We start from the raw sequence: 17,402 nt of genomic DNA, 5'->3' as shown, positions 1-17,402 counted from the left end.
GCCCGACGGTGCGCGCAGTCGCGGTGCCAGCCGCTATTACTCGATGCGTGCGGCTTCGTCGAAGCTCAGCCGCGGCAGCCGCGGGAACAGCCCGGCCGGATCGCCATAGCCCAGATTGACCAGGAAGTTGGACTTGATCGGCGTGCCGGCAAAGAACGCCGCATCCACCTTGTCATTGTCGAAGCCGGACATCGGGCCGGCATCCAGACCCAGCGCACGTGCGGCCAGGATCAGGTAGGCGCCCTGCAGCGAGCTGTTACGGAACGCGCCGGACACGCGCATCTCGCGCGAGCCTTCGAACCAGCTCTTGGCGTCGGCATGCGGGAACAGATACGGCAGCTTTTCGTGGAACTCCTCGTCGGAGCCGATGATCACCGTGACCGGCGCGGCCAGGGTCTTGGTGGCATTGGCCTCGGACAGTGCCGGCTTGAGCTTCTGCTTGCCCTCCGGCGTGGTCACGAACACGAAACGCGCCGGCGACCCGTTGGCGGCGGTCGGGCCCCACTTCAGCAGATCGTAGAGCTCGCGCAGCTGCGCCTCGCTGACCGGCTTGTCGAGGAAGGCGTTTTGCGTGCGGGCGGTGCGAAACAGCTGATCCAGCGCGGCAGCGTCGAGCAAGTCGGACATGGAGACTCCGGGAAGCAAGGGAATGGGCGACAGTAGGGTGCAGCACCGGCGCCAGCGTGAAGACCCGCAGTGTAGAGTGACGCGATTGCGGCAACACACGCTCAATCTGAAACAAATCTATGTCGGATCTGAAACGATGGCGCTGACCTGGGCGGTCAGCGACGGCCGCGCCGGCAATGCACGCCAGGCCGAGGCCTTGGCGCAGGCGCTGCACTCCGCACCGGTCACGGCGCTGCATCTGCAGGCCCGCGCGCCGTGGCGTTGGGCCGCACCGCGCCTGTTGCCGGGCGCGCAGGCGGCGTTTGGATCCGGCTTTGCCCGGCAATTGCAGCAGCCGCCGGCGCTGGCGATCGGCTGCGGGCGCCAGGCCGCGCTGGCCACCCGGCTGCTGCGCACGCGCGGCAGCCAGGTGGTGCAACTGCTGGATCCGCGCCTGGACCCGCGCCACTGGGATCTGCTGGTTGTGCCCGAGCACGATGCGCTGCGTGGCGCCAACGTGCTCACCCTGCTCGGTAGCCTGCACCCGGTGGACGATGCCTGGCTGGCCGCCGGGCGCACCGCCTTCGCCGCGCTCGGCGCGCTGCCCGGCCCGCGCGTGGCGCTGTTGATCGGTGGCCCCACCGCGCAGCTGCCCTGGACCACCGAAGCGCTTGCGGCACTGTGCACGCACCTGCGCGCGCAGGTGCTCGCCGCCGGCGGCAGCCTGCTGGTCACCACCTCACGGCGCACCCCGCCCGAGGCGATCGCGATGCTGCGCAAGATGCATGCAGGCCTGCCAGGCCTGCTGTGGTGCGACGAGCGCGACGGGCCCAACCCGTACGCCGGCCTGCTGGGCTGGGCCGATGCGATCGTGGCCAGTGCCGACTCGGTCAACCTGCTCTCCGAAGCCTGCGCCACGCGGGTACCGGTGGCAGCGGCGTTTGCCGGACAGGCACAAGGCCGGGTGGCGACGTATGTGCGGGCACTGCAGGCACGTGGCCGTCTGTGCGATGCCAGCGATGTTTTCGCAACGCCGCCGCAGCTGCATCCATTGCGCGAAACCCAGCGCATCGCCGCACTGGTGCGTGCACGCCTGCACGTATGATGGTGCCGCCGCCGATGCCACGGGGCAGACACAAGGACGCTGCACTCCCCATGCAACTTGCACACAAACGGCGCGGCTGGCCTGCAACGGCGCTGTTGCTCGTCTCCCTGACGTGCGCACTCCCCGCCTTCGCCGCGCCGGTGTGCACCACGCACTATCCGACCCCCGCCACGCTGGCGGCGATGTTCGACATGGCCAGGTCCACCCAGCAGGCGCTGGACGCAGTGGACGGTGCGCAGGTCGTGCTGCTGGCACGCGGCGGCCAGGATCTGAGCCGCTATGGGCTGAAACACAGCCATCTGGCCTTCGCGCTGCGCGAGGACGACGGCACCTGGCGGGTGAAACACCTGCTCAATCACTGCAAGTCGGACAACTCCGCGCTGTATCACGAAGGCCTGAGCAACTTCATCGGCGAAAGTGCCCTCACTGCCGATCTGCGCGTCGGCGTGCCGGCACCGGCGCTGCAGCAGCAACTGCGCACGTTGCTGCAGGATCCGGCCACGCTGGCACATGCACTGCACGAGGCGCGCTACAGCATGATCGCCTACCCGTTCTCCACCGATTATCAGAATTCCAACCAGTGGGTGCTCGAAGTGCTGGCGGCGGCATTGGCGGCGACCAGCGCAGCAGAGGCGACAGCTGCACCGGTGAGCGATCGACGCAGCGCGCAAGCCTGGCTCAAACGCAACGGCTACCAACCTACCCGCCTGCACCTGGACCTGAGCAAGCGCATCGGCGCCCGTTTCTTCGTCGCCAATGCCGCAGTGACCGACCATCCCGCCAGCGAGCGCATCTCCGGCAATTATTCGGTGATCACGGTCGAGTCGGTGTTCGATTTCCTGCAGCAGCAACACATGCTGCAGCAGGACCAGTCCATTCCAAACAGCGTTGCCACGCACGGAGCATCTCCATGAACATCCCTCTTCGATCTGCCGGCCTTGGGCTGCTGCTGGCCATCTCGTTTGGCCAGCCGATGCAGGCCCATGCGGGCCTGACCACGATCACCCGTGGCGATGCCTCGGCGATGTCGGCGATCCTGGTGATCTCCGCGCCGTATTTCGTGTCGTTGGCGCTGGGCCATAGTGCGATCGCAGGCTCGGAAGCCTTGAGCGACGCATCGCACAAGGCCTCGGCCGGGCCATTGCCGCCGATGCGGGTAAAGTCGGTGGAAAAAAAGACTGACGGCGGCTGCCAGGTGCAGTTGCAGGATCCGGCAAACGCCGAGAACACCGCGCTGCTGCGCTGGCCGGCTCGCCAGGACGACCCGACGGCGGGCTTTCGCGTTGGCGAGACGGTGACCTTCCAGCCGAGCCCGGCCGGTGCGGGCTGGACGGTGCATTCGCCACAAGGCCAGGCGCTGGCATTCGTGCCGATCGCGGAATCCGCCGCGCAGAACAGCAGCACCACCTGGTGATGCAGGGAAGCCGCTCGCAGACGCTGTCGGCCAGGATGGGGCGTTACTGACGCACCGTTTGCGGATACGGCGCTAAGTGCGGTACGTGCGGTGCGCGCAGAGGCATCTTCCACTGTCTGCCTAACTGCCTGCGCAATGGTTTGTTGATCACCGACGCGTACTGCCACGTGCCGATGCAGAGCCTTGGCGCACCGATGCGTGGCACGCACGCAGTGCTAGCGTGCTGATCGCGCCGTAATCGGCAACGCTGTACACGCAGATTGCCTGATGGCCCGCCGGCATGCGCTCAAACGGCAGCACAGCGCAACGCCGGAGTGCTCACGCATCACGCGGTTGGCGAGCACGAGCGATCCGCAGCGCCTCACTCACCAATGCTGGCGGCCATGCGTTGACCGGCATGCTGGTTGAACCAGCAGCACGCGGCCGTGTCGTGCATGCGCATTGGCGCACTGGCCCGCATGCGTCAACGCGCGGATAATCCGCACTGTTCTGTCACTACCGCACCGTCATGTCCAGCACCGCGCCGACGCCATTCACCCCACTCACCGCGCGCGCATTGGCGTGGGCGGTCCTGGCCATGGGCGCGGTGGTGCTGTTGTCCAATATTCTGGTGCAGTACCCGATCAACGATTGGCTGACCTGGGGTGCGTTCTCGTATCCGTTGGCGTTTCTGGTGAGCAACCTGATCAATCGGCGCTTCGGCCCGCGCGCGGCGCGCAAGGTCGCCTGGTGCGGGTTTGCGCTGGCGGTGGTGTTGTCGCTCTGGCTGGCCACCCCGCGCATCGCGGCGGCCTCGTGCACCGCCTTCATCGCTGCCCAGCTGCTGGATATCAGCGTGTTCGACCGGCTGCGCAGTGGCAATTGGTGGCGTGCACCGATCGTGGCCACCACCTGCAGCGCCACGCTGGATACGACGATCTTCTGGAGCATCGCCTTTGCCGGCGCTGGCCTGCCATGGATCAGCTGGGCGGCCGGCGACCTGGCGGTGAAGCTGGGCATGGGCGTGTTCCTGCTCGGCCCGTTCCGCGCACTGCTGTGGCGCAGTGCGCCGCGCCCGCAGGGCTGACCGGCTCGCCTGCGCACCGGCAATCAGGCCGACAGCAGGCGCGGTGGAGGGACGCCAGTCCAACGCACCCGCGCTTCTGCCAACCCGGGCTGCGCACCGCACGCGTCTCACCTTGCAACGCCAGCTACCGGCCACTCAAGGCGGTGGCGTTGCCACGTCCTTGCCGAGCGGAAACTCCAGCCCTTGCGCGTGCGCGGTAGTGAAGATGCTGTGCCGTGCCTGCTGGATGGCCGGGGTCGGTGCGATCAGCCGCGGCCGGCGATCCAGCGTGCAACTCAGGCCCGCTTCCACCAGCGTGGCATGGGCCTGGTGCAGCGCTGCTGCGCTCTCGGCCGGCAGCCACTGCACCTGCACCAGCGCATCGATCAAGGCGGGCGTGGCGCAGGCCAACAGCAACGTGGGATGGTGTGCGGCCTGGCCGAGCACACCGGCCTGCAGGACGAATTCCAGATCGACCAGGCCGCCGGCGCCCTGCTTGAGATCCAGCCGCCCCGCATCGCTGCGATCCAGCTCGCTGCGCATGCGCGCGCGCATCTTGCGCACGTCCTCGTGCAGCGCTGCGGTGTCGCGCACGCGTGTCAGCGTGTCGCCACGCACCTGCGCGAACGCTTCGCACAGCGCCGCATCGCCGGCCACCGCACGCGCGCGCACCAGCGCCTGATGTTCCCAGGTCCAGGCGCGCTCGCGCTGGTACTCGCGGTAACTGGCCAGCGATGACACCAACGCGCCCTTGCCGCCGTCCGGGCGCAGCCGCACGTCGATCTCGTAGAGACGGCCGGCGCCGGTTTCGGCAGCCAGCAAGGTCATCACCTTCTGCGCCAGCCGCGCAAACCAGCGCCCGGCGTCCAACGGTCGCTTGCCATCGGAAGCCTCCACCTGCCGCGGGTGGTCGTAGAGAAACACCAGATCCAGGTCCGAGCCGAAGCCCAGCTCCAGGCCACCCAGGCTGCCGTAGCCGATGATGGCGAACGCCCCGCCCGGCACCTGCCCGTGCGCAGCGATCAGTTCGCGGCGCGCCAGCTGCAGCACCGTCTGCACCACTGCTTCGGCCAGCCAGGCCAGCTGCTGGGTGCTGTCCACGGCCTGCTGGCGGCCATCGAGCGTGGCCAGTGCAATGCGGAAGCTCAAGGCGAGGCGGCGCTCGTTGAGTTCGCGCAGCGCCGCTTCGGTGTCCTCGATCTGCAAGGTGTCCAGGCACGCAGCGTGCAACGCGTCGCGGTCGGGCAACGGACCGCTGATGCGGGTGTCGAGCAATTCGTCCAGCAACAGCGGATGCGCAGCCAGGCGCTCGGCCAGCAAGGCGCTGCGCGAGAGCACATCGACCAGGCGTGCGAGCGCGCTGGGTTGTTCGTCCAGCAAGGCCAGGTAACTGGTGCGGCGCAAGGTGGATTGCAGCAGGCCGAGCACGCGGCGCACGGCGGCGTCCGGCTGGCTGGCGCGGGTGGCCGCATGCAGCAGCGCCGGCATGACGCGGTCCAGCCGCGCGCTTGCGGTATCGGAGAGCGCACGCACGCCGGAGGACTGCGCAAAATCGGCCAGCACCTGGTGCGCGCCGGCTGGATCGTGCAATCCGATGCCGGCCAGCGGCGCGGCATCGCCTTCCGGCAGTGCGCGCCAGTAGTCGGCAAGCGCGTCGGGCGCGGTGGCGCGCACGCGCGGTGCCAGCAGCTCGGCGAATTCGGCGGCAACGCGCGCGCGTTGCGGGGCGAGTGCCTGCAGCAGTGCCGGCCAATCCGCATAACCCAGGCCCAGCGCGATGCGTTCGCGATCCAGCGGCGCCTGCGGCAAGGCATGGGTCTGTGCATCGCGCAACATCTGCAGACGATTTTCGAGCCGGCGCAAGAAGCGATACGCCTCGGTCAATGCATGCCCGTTGTCCGCATCGATCTGGCCGGCCTCCACCAGCGCCTGCAGGGCAGGCAGCAGGCGACGCTCGCGCAGGCTCGGCTCGCGCCCACCGCGAATCAGCTGCAGCGATTGCGCCAGGAACTCGATCTCGCGGATGCCGCCCGGCCCGCGCTTGATGTCGTCCAGACGATCGTGGCGGGCGACTTCGGCAGTAATCGCCGCCTTCATCTCGCGCAGGCCGTCCAGTGCGGTGAAGTCCAGATAGCGCCGGTAAACGAAGGGGCGCAGCGTCTCGAGCCAGGCTTCGCCGGCGTCGATGTCGCCGGCCACCGCGCGCGCCTTGAGCCACGCATAGCGCTCCCAGTCGCGTCCTTCGCGCTGGAAGTACTGGTCCATGCCGGTGAACGACAAGGCCACCCGCCCGGCCGTGCCGAACGGGCGCAGACGCAGATCCACGCGATGGCTGAATCCATCGGCGGTAGTCTCGTCGAGCAGCTTGGCCAGCTGCTGGCCAAGCCGCGCAAAATATTCCTCGGCTGCCAACGGGCGGGCACCATCGGACTGGCCGCCCTGCGGATACGCATAGACCAGATCCACATCCGAGGAAAAATTCAGCTCGCCACCACCAAGCTTGCCCAGCCCGAACACCACCAGCCGCTGCACGCTGCCGTCTTCGGCAATCACCTGGCCGTGGCGGTCGCGAAACTGCTGCTCCAACGCCTGCAGCCCACATCGCAGGCAGGTTTCGGCCAGGCGGGTGGCACCGGCCAGGGTGGCATCGACACTGTCCAGATCGAGCACGTCGCGCCAGACCAGGCGTGTGGATTCGGCACTGCGGTAGCGCCGCAACTGCGCCGGCCAGGCCTGGGGCTGTGCGGGGTCGAGCACCGGCAGTGGCAACGGCGGTGGATCCGGCTGCGCCAGGTGCTGCAGCAAGGCCGGCTGACGTGCCAAGGTATCGAGCGCAAACTCACTGGCAAGCGCAACCTGTTCGAGCTGCCGAGCGAAGTCATCGCCCGGCCAGGGCTGGTCGGCCGGCACGGCATGACGGACACGCGCCACGGCCCGCTCGATCAGGGCGGTGAGCGCAGGAGACACGGATGAGGTAGGCAGCGACATGCGCAGATTCTGGCATCCCTGCGCGATGGCGGCACGTGTCTACGGTTGATCCCGCGGTGTCTAGGGGCAGCAACACAACTACCGGGTTTACCACCGCGCTGCGTGTAGTCCCATCAGCCCGCGGCCATGTCGGCGGGCGTGATGTCCTCACTGGTTGCGGGCTCCTTGGCCGTATGGATGCAGCCATGGAAATCCACGGATGATTTACGACGTGTCCCGGAAGTGGTGAAGGTATCGCGTGTTGAAACAGCGTCAGAGTTCGAAAGCCGGCTGTTTGCGCTCAGGCCGGATGAGGCGGTCAAGCAGAGGCGAAGCATGTGATCTGAGGCTTCCTTGCAGGGCCCTTGCCCGCCCACCATCGCAGGACACGCCGCAAGTACGTCCTTGTAGGCTCTTACGCGGCATCCATGCCGCGTAAGGTCCCGCGACGGTGGGCGGGCAAGAGCCAGTCAAGATGGTCGGTGTGTGTGGTGCGAGCAGGCACTCCGTCCGCTACTCGGATCACGGCGCGTCCAGGCATGTTCCCAATGCAAGACGATCGATGGACAAGCTTTTAAGCAAGCAACCGACAAACTCCCTGGTGCGGTGCTGTCGACCACATCCAGACCCCTCTACGAGATCAGATGAGCTGCGATCCGATCAGCTCTTTCGATGCGGGCAATGTCACCGCCATCCCCGACATCAGGCACTCGTTGACAAAAACGCCGTGCCAGCTACAGCACACGCCAACCAATCACGCCGCATGCGACGCAGCCCAGCAGCACTGCCAGCCACGCACTCCAGCGCGGCGCGTACGCCAGGCCCAGCGCTACCCACAGCGCGGCCACGCTGACAAACCCCAGCCACAACAAGGTGCCCACTGTTCCGCCCCAAGCGAGCACGCACAGCACCAGCGCGGCGATCAACAGACAGACAGCCATCGCACGCAGCAACCATCGCTGCATGATCGGCGCAGTGCGGCGGCCGGTGAGCTGCTCGTAATGGCGATGCATCGCCACGGCCAGGGCCATCAGTGCGGCGTGGCAGAGCGCGGTGGCCAGCAGCGCGGTGATCAGCCCATCCATGGCGGATGTCCCAGCAACCAGCTCGCGCCGCCCAGCGCAGCGATACCCACGCCCAGCCAGCCCCACATGCGCAATGCACTGCGCGCACGAAACATCCACAGCACGACGACGGTGTAGATGGCGAAACTCAGCAAGGTCATGCTCAGCACCGAGACCGCAGGCGACACGCCGGCAAACCGCGACAGCAGCTGCGCCAGCACGCTGCAGCCGGTGGAGGTCAGCGCATAGCCGCCGATACTGGCAGCAAGCACGCGACCGGCAACCGACCAGCGGTAGCGCGTCACCGATGCGGTGCTCGAAGCAGGCTTCACAACACATCCATCGCGGCAGTGGCGCCGCGCCTGGCGCGTGTCGGCACCGGTCGCACGGCGCTGCGGTGCGCCCGATACGCTGCGTAAGCAAATGCAACGCCGAGGACGAGCGAGACCAGCTCGACCCCGGCGCGCTGCAGGTCGCCGGCAACCAGGTACACGCCCAGATGCTGCCCGGTGGTGACCGCATTGAGCAGCGGCAAGCCGACACACAGCAGCGCGGTCATCGCCAGTTGCTCCACCCATGCACGCGCGGGCGGGCGCAGCAGCGCATGCAGCAGCGTGGCTGCCCATACCCACAGGAATGCGTGGATTTCGATCTGGCTGCGGCCGGCCTGCGCGATCGGCACCAGGCGGTTGGCATAAAAATACGCAATGCTCGCCAAGGCGGTTCCCGCAAGCGCGGCGGCATTGAGCGCTTCCACTACCCGATAGATGCCGGCGGTGGCCGCGCCGAACTCCTGCTCGCTACGCCGACGCCGCTTGATCGAAAACAGCAAGGTGCCGGTGGCCATCATCAAGGTGCCGGCCAGGCCGCAGATGAAATACAGCCATTTGCTGGTCCAGCCGCCGAACCCGGCCACGTGCAGGGTCTTGATGACTTCTTCCACATCCTGCGCGTGCAGGTCCGTGCGTGCGGCATCCGCATGCCGCTCCAGCAGCGCGCCGCTGTTCGCGTCGAACACCACGCTGTTGGCTGGGTTGAGCAGGCGCCGCGAGCTGCCGGTCGCGGCCACGCGCGCGATCACGCGCAGCTTGCTGCCGGGTTGATCGGGCCGCTCGATCACCAGCGTTTGCGCGGGCGCAGCGTTGAGCGAATCTGCACGCAGCACCAGCTCCGGCAGATAGGCGGGCACGCGGTTGACTGCGGCGTCGTCTGTGCTGGCCGCAGGCACTGCCGGCGACAGGTCATCGGCGTAACGCGTGTACGCGTCCTCGTCGCTGCCGTACAGCGCGTGCAACGGCGCGGGCATGTAGCTGGTGTGGAAATACGCCAGGCCGGTGTAGACGATCATCAGCAAAAACGGCAGCGTCAGCACCGCGGTGGCGTTGTGCGCGTCCAGCCACGAGCGCTGGCCCTTGCCCGGGCGGAAGGTAAAGAAATCCAGAAAGATCCGCTTGTGCACGATCACCCCGGATACCAGCGCGATCAGCCCGCACAGCGACACCCAGCCCACCAGCCAATAGCCGGGAATGCCGCCGTGCAAGGTGTAGTGGAAGCTCATGAAATGCCGGCCGCCTTCGGTCTGCCGGCCCCACGGAGACGGCAGCAACTCGCCGCTCCCGGGGTCCAGCGCTGCCTGATCCTGGCCCTCTGGTGTCCGCCAGAACAGCGTGAGCGCCTCACCCGGATGCGCGGGCAAGGTGATCCGCCACAGGCGCGCCTGTGGCGCAAGCTGATGCAGCTGCGCCAGTGCACGCGGTACCAGCGCTGCTTCCGACAAGACAATCTGCGTGCTCGCACTCGGCAAGGCCGGTGTGCCCTGCATCCAGCTGGTGATCGGATCGCGAAATACGCTGAGCGTGCCGGTCAGGAAGATTGCGCACAGCAACCAGCCACAGCTCAGGCCGCACCAGGTGTGCAGCCAGGCCATGCTTTGGCGAAAGCCTTCTTTCATCCGGCACGCGCCATGCGCCACCGCAGCGCTGGTGCCCGCATCACAGCGCGCCGCGCAGGGTCACCATCACGTTGCGCGGTTCGCCGTAATAGCGCCCGTTAACGAAGCTCGACAAGGTGTTGTAGTAGTGCTTGTCGAACACGTTGTTGAGATTGACCGCCACCGACCATTGCCGGTTGACCTGGTACCGCGCCAATGCATTCCAGACAGCACGCCCCTGGATCGGCGCGGTGGCAGTGCCGATCTGCCGATATGCCGCGCTCTGCGCGCTGACACCGCCACCAACGGTGACGTCCTGCAGCACACCCGGCAGACGGTAGGTGGTCCATACCCGCAGCAGGTGCTTGGGCGTGTAGCTGTTGAAGGCCTGGCCCTGGCTGCTGACATCCTGCAGGTAGGTGGTGCGGTTGAAGGTGTAACCGGCAAACACGTTCCAGTCGCGCAGTACCTCGCCGCTGACTTCGGCATCGAAGCCGCGGCTGCGCACCTTGCCGCTGTCGATGTAGCAGAAATCGTTGTTGCGGCACGTGGGGCTGGTGGTCAGGTCGGCCTGGGCGCGGTTTTTCTGCTCGATCTGGAACAGCGCAAACGCGCTGTTGATGCGCCCGTCCAGCCACTCCCCCTTGATGCCCAGCTCGTAGTTGGCACCGGTCATCGGCTTGAGCATCTCGCCGGCTTCGGTCTGCGCATTCTGCGGCTGGAAGATGTCTGCATAACTGGCGTAGGCCGACCAGGTCGGGCTCAAGGCGTACAACAGGCCGGCATACGGCGTGACCTGCCCGGTCTCGCGGGTGTGCTCGATCGATTGCGACGGCGACAGCCCGGTGGTGGTGGTGTTCCACAGGGTGTCGTGCCAGCTCACGCGGGTGCCGACGATGGCCCTCAACGGATCCGTCAGCTGCCAGCGCAGTACGCCGTACAGGCCGAATTCGCGCGAGGTGCCATGCCGGGCCTCGCGTGCATTGGCGAAGATTTCTGCATCGCTGATCGCCCGCACATTGCGCTGCAGATTGAACACATTGAAGGTCTGGAAGTTGTTCTTGTTGCCGTAGACCGTATCCACGGTGGTCTCGGCGAAGTTGCTGCCGATCACCAACTCGTGCCTGCGCCCCAGTGCATTGAACTGCCCGATCACATTGGCGTCGAAGCCGAAGGCGTCCGCATCGGAAATGGTGCGCGCGGCCAGCAGCGCGCCGGTGCCGTTGGCTGGATTGATTGCGCGGCTGGAGCTGGCATATTTCAGATCGTGCAGCTCGCGCACCTGCACCGCACTGAGCTTGAACACCCAGTCGGCATTGAAGCGATGGTCCAGGTCCAGATACAGCCCGCGATTGGACGAGGACTGCCGGTTCCATGCCGCACCCAGATTGGTCTGGCGTGGCAGGCCGATATCGCGGCCATCGCTGAAACTGGGCAGACCGCCGAAGAACGGCCGGCCTTCCACCTGTTCGTAGCTCACGCCCAGGCTGAGCTGGGTCTGCGGCGAGAACGTGTAGTCGAGCGTGCCGTAGTAGGTGGGCGTGCGGCGTGTGACCCCATCGACGAACGAGCGCTGATCCTGGTAGTCGATCACTCCGCGCGCGCGCAATGCGCCATCGGCGCTGAGGTTGGCGCTGCCATCGATCAGCGCGCCGTAACGATCCCAGCTGCCGCCCTGCACCATCACGCTGACGCCTGGCACATCCAGCGGGCGCTTGCGCACCAGGTTCACTGCACCGCCGGGGTTGCCCGCACCCTGCAGCAGGCCCGCCGCACCGCGCAGCACTTCGGCGCGATCGTAGATGCCCATATTGGCGCTGTAGTTGCTCGCCCGGCCGTACATGCCGCGATTGAGCGGCACGCCGTCGTACTGCACGGTGGTGATGTCGAACCCGCGCGAATAGATGTACTTGCCGCCCTGCGGGCTCTGCACGATGGTGATGCCGGTGGTGCTGGCCAGCGCGTCGTAGACCGAGGTGATGTTCTGCTCGTCCATCAACTGACGGGTGACCACGCTGATCGACTGCGGGATGTCCTTGAGCGCCTGCTCGCCGCGGCCGATGCTGACCGCGCGCGCGGTATAGCTGCCGGTGCCGCTGGTGGTCGCACTGCGGTTGGCCTGCGCGGTCACTTTGATGGTGGGCAGCAGCCACGCGTCCACCTCACTGTTGCTCGCGCTCAGCTGCGGCGCGGCGCGCAGTACGTAGCCGCCGGTCTGCAACGGCACGGCCTGCAAGCCGCTGCCCGCCAGCAGCGCAGCCAGGGCGGCCGGTGCGGTGTAGCTGCCATCCAGCCCGGCGGTGGTCTTGCCGTCGGTCTGCGCGGCGGTGAAGCTCAGCAACAGGTTGGCCGAACCGGCCAGTTCACGCAGCGCCGGCGCCAACGGGCCGGCGGGGATGCGATAGGCCTGGCGCGCATCCTGCGTGGCAGGCGCGGTCTGGGCGATGGCGTCGGGCATGCCCGCACACACGCCCAGGCTGCAGAGCGCAACCGCCACGGCGGTGCCGAGCGGCCGCTGCACGGCCTGCACCAGGGCGTTGCGCTGCAACGACGAAGAAGAAAGTTGACCGCGGCGGCGGGCAGTGATCGACATGCTGTTCCCACAAAGGTTTGGTGTCGCACTGACACCGTCATTGGGGAGGTGCCACAACTGCGGCGATCGGGCAGCCCGGATGCAAACTTTTTTCGGCGACGGCCGGCTGGCGGCGCCTCAGGCCTGCCCAGCCGCCTGCACCGTCACCCAGTAACGGCTGCGCCGGCTCACCCGCACCGGCAGCACGCTGGGCAGCATTGCCAGGATGCGGTCGGTGTCGTCCAGCGGGAACACGCCGGAGACGCGCAGGCTGCCCACCTGCGGGTCGCAGCGCAGCAGCCCGGCGCGATAACGGTCGAGTTCGGCGATGAAGGCATCCAGGCGCCACTCGTCGGCGACCAGCTGCCCGCGCACCCAGGCCGCGGCCTGTGCATCGACCGGCGCGATGGCACCGAGCGCGTCGGCAGTAAACCGACACTGCTCCCCTGCCTGCACGCGCCCGACGGCCTGCGCGGCCGCATGTGGCCGCACCTCCACCGCGCTTTCCAGCACGCTCAGCCGGGTGTCGTGTTCGTCCTGGCGCACGCAAAAGCGCGTGCCCAATGCACGGATATCGCCCTGCGCGGTGCGCACCAGCAGCGGGCGCGCGTCGTGATCCGCGCCCAGCGCATGCGCGGTGGTCACCATGATCTCGCCGGCCAGCAGCTGCAGCAGCCGCTGCTGCGCGTCGAAGCGCACGTCGATGGCGCTGCGCGTGTTGAGGGTGATGCGGCTGCCGTCCTGCAACTGCACCTCGCGGCGCTGGCCGGTCGCGGTGGCGTAATCGGCGGTGGCGCGCTGCCAGCGTTCGGTGCGCGCGGCCAGCACACCGGTGGCCCCGGCCACCCCGCCCCACAGCAGCAGATTCAGCGCCTTGCGCCGGCCCGGCGATGCCTGGCCGTTGCTACCCGCATATGGCGACAGGCTGCGATAGGCCGCCTGCGGGGTCAGCGTCTTCAGCCGCCCGGTCACCGCCTCGATATGCGCCCACGCCCGCGCGTGGTCCGGATGCGCATCGCGCCACTGTTGCCAGCGCTGCAGCTGCGCCTCGCTCGCAGTGCCGGACATCAGCACCGTCAGCCATTGCGCGGCCTGGTCGGCGACCTCGGCGCTGATCGGTTGCCCGCCGGCCAGCGGCGCGCGCTGGCCGGCAGCGGTGCGCGCACGAGGTGAGGCGGCATCAGCCATCCGTGCAGCTCACGCCGACAGGGCGAACAGGCAATGCCGGTTGGCACGCGTGAGGTATTGCTTGACCGAGCTGCTGGACACGCCCAGCCGCTGCGCGATCTGCGCGTAGCTCAGCTCCTGCAGATGCGCCAGCAAAAAGGCTTCCTTCACCTTGGGCGGCAGGCCATCCAGCGCCTGGTCCACCTGCTGCACCGCTTCCAGCGCCAGCAGTTGCAGCTCCGGCGACGGCGCCAATTCCTCCGGCAGCGCAGCCAGCAGTTCCAGGTAGCTGGTTTCCAGCAACTTGCGCCGCTGCCGGTGCGCCATCAGCCGGCGCGCGACGGTGGCCAGGAACGGGCGCGGCTCGCGGATCTCGTCGGCGGCGCCCGCGCTGATCACGCTGATGAAGGTGTCCTGCGCCAGGTCGGCAGCCACGAACGCATCGCCCAGCTTGCGCCGCAGCCAGCCCTGCAGCCAGCCGTGGTGGTCGGTGTACAGGCGCTCCACCTGCTGATGAAGCGCGCCTTGCGTGACCGACACGATGACCTCCTGGACGGCTGGACCCAGGCGGCAAGGCGCCTGGCGATAAATGAGAATTGATCTCATTCTAGCGGAAGCCGGCGGCGTGTGCAGGCGCAGCCGCCGGCCACTCCCGTCACGCGGATCGAGAACTTGCGGGCGGTTGACGCCCACGGCGACCCGGCAGTGGCCTGGCCAAGCCTTCAATATCTGGGCGTTTCGCGCGGTGAGCGGAGTCGAAGTGGCTTGACTGGCCAAGCTTCAGGCAATAAAAAAGCCCGCTTGCAGCGAACTGCCAGCGGGCTTTGCTCCCTCCCCCACGTCGGGATGCAGGATCATAGTGCGCGCCCCGAACGCCACTTGCACGCTGCACTGCAAAACAACACCAGGCAGTACAGAACTGGCGCTTTTTCCTTCACACCGCACTGGCGCACGGCAGCCTCAGCGCAGCAGATCGGGCTGGGCCTGGTACCACTCCGGTGCACGCAGCAGATGCCATTCCGGGGTTTGGCCGCGCAACCCCACCGCTGCGCTCAACATGCCCCAGCGCGCGAGCAGACTGCCGCTGCGTTGGCTGCCCTGCAAACGCAAGCGCGCATCCACCTGGAAGCGTTGGTTGCGCGCCTGCAAACGATCGACGATGACGGTGTCGCCCTGCCAGTGCACGCGCCCGGTCACCTCCGCCTGGCCTGCATCCACCAGCCGCAGCATCCAGTTCGGGATCGAACGGTCGCGCGCGTACAGCGCCATCAGGAACGCCAGATCGCGCACCTGGATGCGCACGCGTCCATCCACACCAACCGGCTGGTGCCATTGCATGCGGGTGTCCTCCAGCACGATGCGCGCCCACCAGCCATCGCGGCGCTGACCATCCGGCCCGGTGAATCCGATATTGCGCAGCTGGATGGTGCTGGCGTCGAGGCGAAAGTTTTCCGCACGCAGATCGCCGCGTTGCAAGCGCAGATCGGCATCCACATCGCCACGCAGTGCCAGGCCGGCAAACTGCAGCCGCGCCGCACGTGCACCGATACGCAGGCCGCCCTTGCCGATACGCCCACCGGGTTCGATCTGCAGATCGCCACTGAGCACACCGTTGCCGCCATCGAAGCGCAGTTGCTGCTGCGGCAGATAGCGGTTGTAGGCACGCAGATCCGGCACGCGTGCATTGGCGAACACCAGATGCGCGCGCGTGGCGTCGCGCAGCGTGGCCAGGTTGCGCGCATCCGCGCGCGTCTGCAGATCCAGACGCAGGTCGCGGCCCTGCACGAACGGGCGCGTGGGCGCATCGCTGTGCGCAATGGAGAACTGCTGCATCTGCAAGGCAAGCGCCGGCAGCAGCTGCCCGTTCGCATCGGCGCTCACCCGCAGGTCGGCGCTGGCCTGCCCATCGATCGCATGCCCCATCACGCCGACATGCGCACGCACGTGCGGCACCTGCAGGCGACTGCCGGCACCGAGCTGGCCGCGATCAATGCGCAGATCCGCATCCACCAGTCCGTCGCCTTCCAGCGTCAGCCAGTCCACGTCCGGGAACAGCGCCGGAATCCAGCTCAGCGAGGACAGCTGCCAGTGCAGGCGCGCATGCCCGGAGGTGCGCGGCAGCAGGCTGCGCATCGATTGCAGCGGCAGCTGCCGGCCCTGCACGCGCAGATCCGCATCCAGGGTCAGCCCGGCATCGGCCGGCTCAGGCATGCTCACCTGCAGGCGCATGTCCTGATCCACCTGCAGTTGCGCTGCAAGCTCGCCCAGCAGGGCGGCCGGCGTGCGCGTGCTGTCGTGCAGAGGTGCGCGCCATTGCAGTTGGCTGCCGGGCTGCAAGGCGCCGCGCGTCCAGCGCAACTGCCCATCCGCACGCCCCGTGCCGGCGCGTGTGGCGAGCGTGTGGCGCCCCTGCGCATTGCGTACGACATCCAGTGCCGCGGTGTCGCCATGCACGCTCACCTGCGCATCGGCAAGCTGCAGCATGGCCAGCCCACGTGCCTGCTCCGGCGCATGCCGCGCGATGCTGGCTTCGATGCGCAGCTGGCCGTTGCGCAGCACTTCGCTGTCACCCCAGCGCATGCGTGCGTTGTCGAAGCTCGCCCGCGAGGGAAACACTTCCATCGGCCCGCCGCGCAACTGCTTGAACAGGCCGAGCTGCAGCTGACCATCGCCTTCGATCCGCAGCTGACGCAGCGTCACTGCCTGCACCTGATCGGCGACGATGCGGTCGAATTGCAGGGTCCAGGCCGGAGCGGTCGATGCGGGACCTGCGGGTGCGCCAGCGGTATTGGCGCCCCCGGCGGATTGCGGCACGCGGGCGGCTGCGCCGCTCGTCCGTGCGGGCGGCGGCGTGCCCGCCGCGACGTCTGGGGTGCGTGTGGGTGGCTTGTCCTGCGCGGTCGTTGGCGGCGGCGTACCGGCTGCGTCAGCCGGCGGTGCGGCAGCCACCTGCGTGTCCGGCGCTGTCGCCGGTGCTGGCGTCGCCACGGTACCGGCTGTGGGTACAGCCGCCTGCATGCCGCCGCGCACTCCGTGCGCATGCAGTTCCGGCACCAGCAACTGCCGATGCAACAACGGCAATAGCCGCACCTGCCCGCTCATGCGCTGCGCGCTGACGTTCCAGCGGGTGCGTGTGGAGCGCCCTTGCAACTCCACCTTCCATAGCGTCAGCCGGCCCGGCCACCAGGTCACTGCCGGACCCCAGTGCATGGTGAACCTGTCCGGCTTGCGATTGAGCGCGGCCGGCCCGAGTGGCGTGTTGAGCAACAGGTTGCCGAGCATCAAATAGCTTGCGTACACCACCAGGAATGCCAGCAACGGCCAGCGCACCAGGCGGGGCAAGGTTTGCCAGCGGGCGCGAACAAGCATCGTCATGACGGCAGGCTCCTGAAGACCGCGCACGCGGCGTGGCGCAGTGTGCCAAGGAAACCGTGAGCGCGGTGCGCAGCGGCAATTGCTGCTGGGCAACGGCAGGCTGCCCGGTGTGCAATGGATGTCCTACATGCCCGGCAGTGCGCGCACTGCCTCATCG

The 17,402-nt window shown here is 67.7% G+C and carries 12 protein-coding genes and 2 pseudogenes; 4 read left to right on the top strand and 10 right to left on the bottom strand.

The annotated features are described in order from the left end of the window. Positions 1 to 36: 36 nt before the first annotated feature. Positions 37 to 627: a malonic semialdehyde reductase gene (locus ABQY74_RS03160; protein WP_039523198.1), complete on the bottom strand. Its 591-nt coding sequence runs from the start codon at positions 625 to 627 to the stop codon at positions 37 to 39. Between the two features lie 136 nt (positions 628 to 763). On the opposite strand from ABQY74_RS03160, the gene ABQY74_RS03155 reads away from it, so the two are divergent. The 4 genes from ABQY74_RS03155 to ABQY74_RS03140 all read left to right on the top strand — a co-directional run bounded on the left by ABQY74_RS03155 (position 764) and on the right by ABQY74_RS03140 (position 4,191). Further along, on the top strand, positions 764 to 1,711 hold the full coding sequence (locus ABQY74_RS03155) for an ELM1/GtrOC1 family putative glycosyltransferase (RefSeq protein ID WP_349793351.1): 948 nt from the start codon (positions 764 to 766) through the stop codon (positions 1,709 to 1,711). 50 nt (positions 1,712 to 1,761) lie between these two features. Next, on the top strand, positions 1,762 to 2,625 hold the full coding sequence (locus ABQY74_RS03150; RefSeq protein ID WP_349793349.1) for a DUF2145 domain-containing protein: 864 nt from the start codon (positions 1,762 to 1,764) through the stop codon (positions 2,623 to 2,625). After that, positions 2,622 to 3,125, top strand: coding sequence for a hypothetical protein (locus ABQY74_RS03145; RefSeq protein WP_349793347.1), 504 nt, complete (start codon positions 2,622 to 2,624; stop codon positions 3,123 to 3,125). The genes ABQY74_RS03150 and ABQY74_RS03145 overlap by 4 nt, the downstream gene beginning before the upstream one ends. A 508-nt stretch (positions 3,126 to 3,633) precedes the next feature. Continuing rightward, on the top strand, positions 3,634 to 4,191 hold the full coding sequence (locus ABQY74_RS03140) for a VUT family protein (protein WP_039510249.1): 558 nt from the start codon (positions 3,634 to 3,636) through the stop codon (positions 4,189 to 4,191). Between the two features lie 135 nt (positions 4,192 to 4,326). Here the strand turns inward: ABQY74_RS03140 and glnE are convergent, their stop codons facing one another. The 9 genes and pseudogenes from glnE to ABQY74_RS03095 all read right to left on the bottom strand — a co-directional run. Continuing rightward, on the bottom strand, positions 4,327 to 7,158 hold the full coding sequence (gene glnE, locus ABQY74_RS03135; RefSeq protein WP_349793345.1) for a bifunctional [glutamate--ammonia ligase]-adenylyl-L-tyrosine phosphorylase/[glutamate--ammonia-ligase] adenylyltransferase: 2,832 nt from the start codon (positions 7,156 to 7,158) through the stop codon (positions 4,327 to 4,329). Positions 7,159 to 7,871: 713 nt separating this feature from the next. Beyond that, positions 7,872 to 8,222 carry a DUF3325 domain-containing protein gene (locus tag ABQY74_RS03130; protein ID WP_104596874.1) on the bottom strand — a complete coding sequence of 117 codons (351 nt, stop codon included), beginning with the start codon at positions 8,220 to 8,222 and terminating at the stop codon, positions 7,872 to 7,874. Beyond that, the gene (locus ABQY74_RS03125) at positions 8,210 to 8,533 is read right to left on the bottom strand and encodes a hypothetical protein (RefSeq protein WP_104596872.1); all 324 of its coding nucleotides are present in this window, start codon (positions 8,531 to 8,533) and stop codon (positions 8,210 to 8,212) included. Before ABQY74_RS03125 ends, ABQY74_RS03130 begins: the two co-directional genes overlap by 13 nt. Further along, on the bottom strand, positions 8,530 to 10,128 hold the full coding sequence (locus ABQY74_RS03120; RefSeq protein ID WP_349793343.1) for a PepSY-associated TM helix domain-containing protein: 1,599 nt from the start codon (positions 10,126 to 10,128) through the stop codon (positions 8,530 to 8,532). Before ABQY74_RS03120 ends, ABQY74_RS03125 begins: the two co-directional genes overlap by 4 nt. 64 nt (positions 10,129 to 10,192) lie before the next feature. Next, positions 10,193 to 12,724 (bottom strand): TonB-dependent siderophore receptor, encoded by a 2,532-nt coding sequence (locus ABQY74_RS03115; RefSeq protein ID WP_349793341.1) that lies wholly within the window; start codon positions 12,722 to 12,724, stop codon positions 10,193 to 10,195. A gap of 117 nt (positions 12,725 to 12,841) precedes the next feature. Next, the gene (locus ABQY74_RS03110) at positions 12,842 to 13,891 is read right to left on the bottom strand and encodes a FecR domain-containing protein (RefSeq protein WP_349793339.1); all 1,050 of its coding nucleotides are present in this window, start codon (positions 13,889 to 13,891) and stop codon (positions 12,842 to 12,844) included. A 9-nt stretch (positions 13,892 to 13,900) separates the two neighbouring features. Continuing rightward, positions 13,901 to 14,410: a sigma-70 family RNA polymerase sigma factor gene (locus ABQY74_RS03105; protein ID WP_065048434.1), complete on the bottom strand. Its 510-nt coding sequence runs from the start codon at positions 14,408 to 14,410 to the stop codon at positions 13,901 to 13,903. A 420-nt stretch (positions 14,411 to 14,830) separates the two neighbouring features. Then, positions 14,831 to 16,621 (bottom strand): annotated as a pseudogene (locus tag ABQY74_RS03100) (hypothetical protein); the annotation flags it as partial. A 212-nt stretch (positions 16,622 to 16,833) separates the two neighbouring features. Then, positions 16,834 to 17,152 (bottom strand): annotated as a pseudogene (locus ABQY74_RS03095) (hypothetical protein); the annotation flags it as partial. Between the last annotated feature and the right edge of the window lie 250 nt (positions 17,153 to 17,402).

It is taken from the genome of Xanthomonas sp. WHRI 7064, assembly GCF_040202355.2.
Taxonomy (GTDB): Bacteria; Pseudomonadota; Gammaproteobacteria; order Xanthomonadales; family Xanthomonadaceae; genus Xanthomonas; species Xanthomonas arboricola.
The sequence above is the reverse complement of the archived record's forward strand: the minus strand, read 5'-3'. Positions and strand labels throughout refer to the sequence as shown.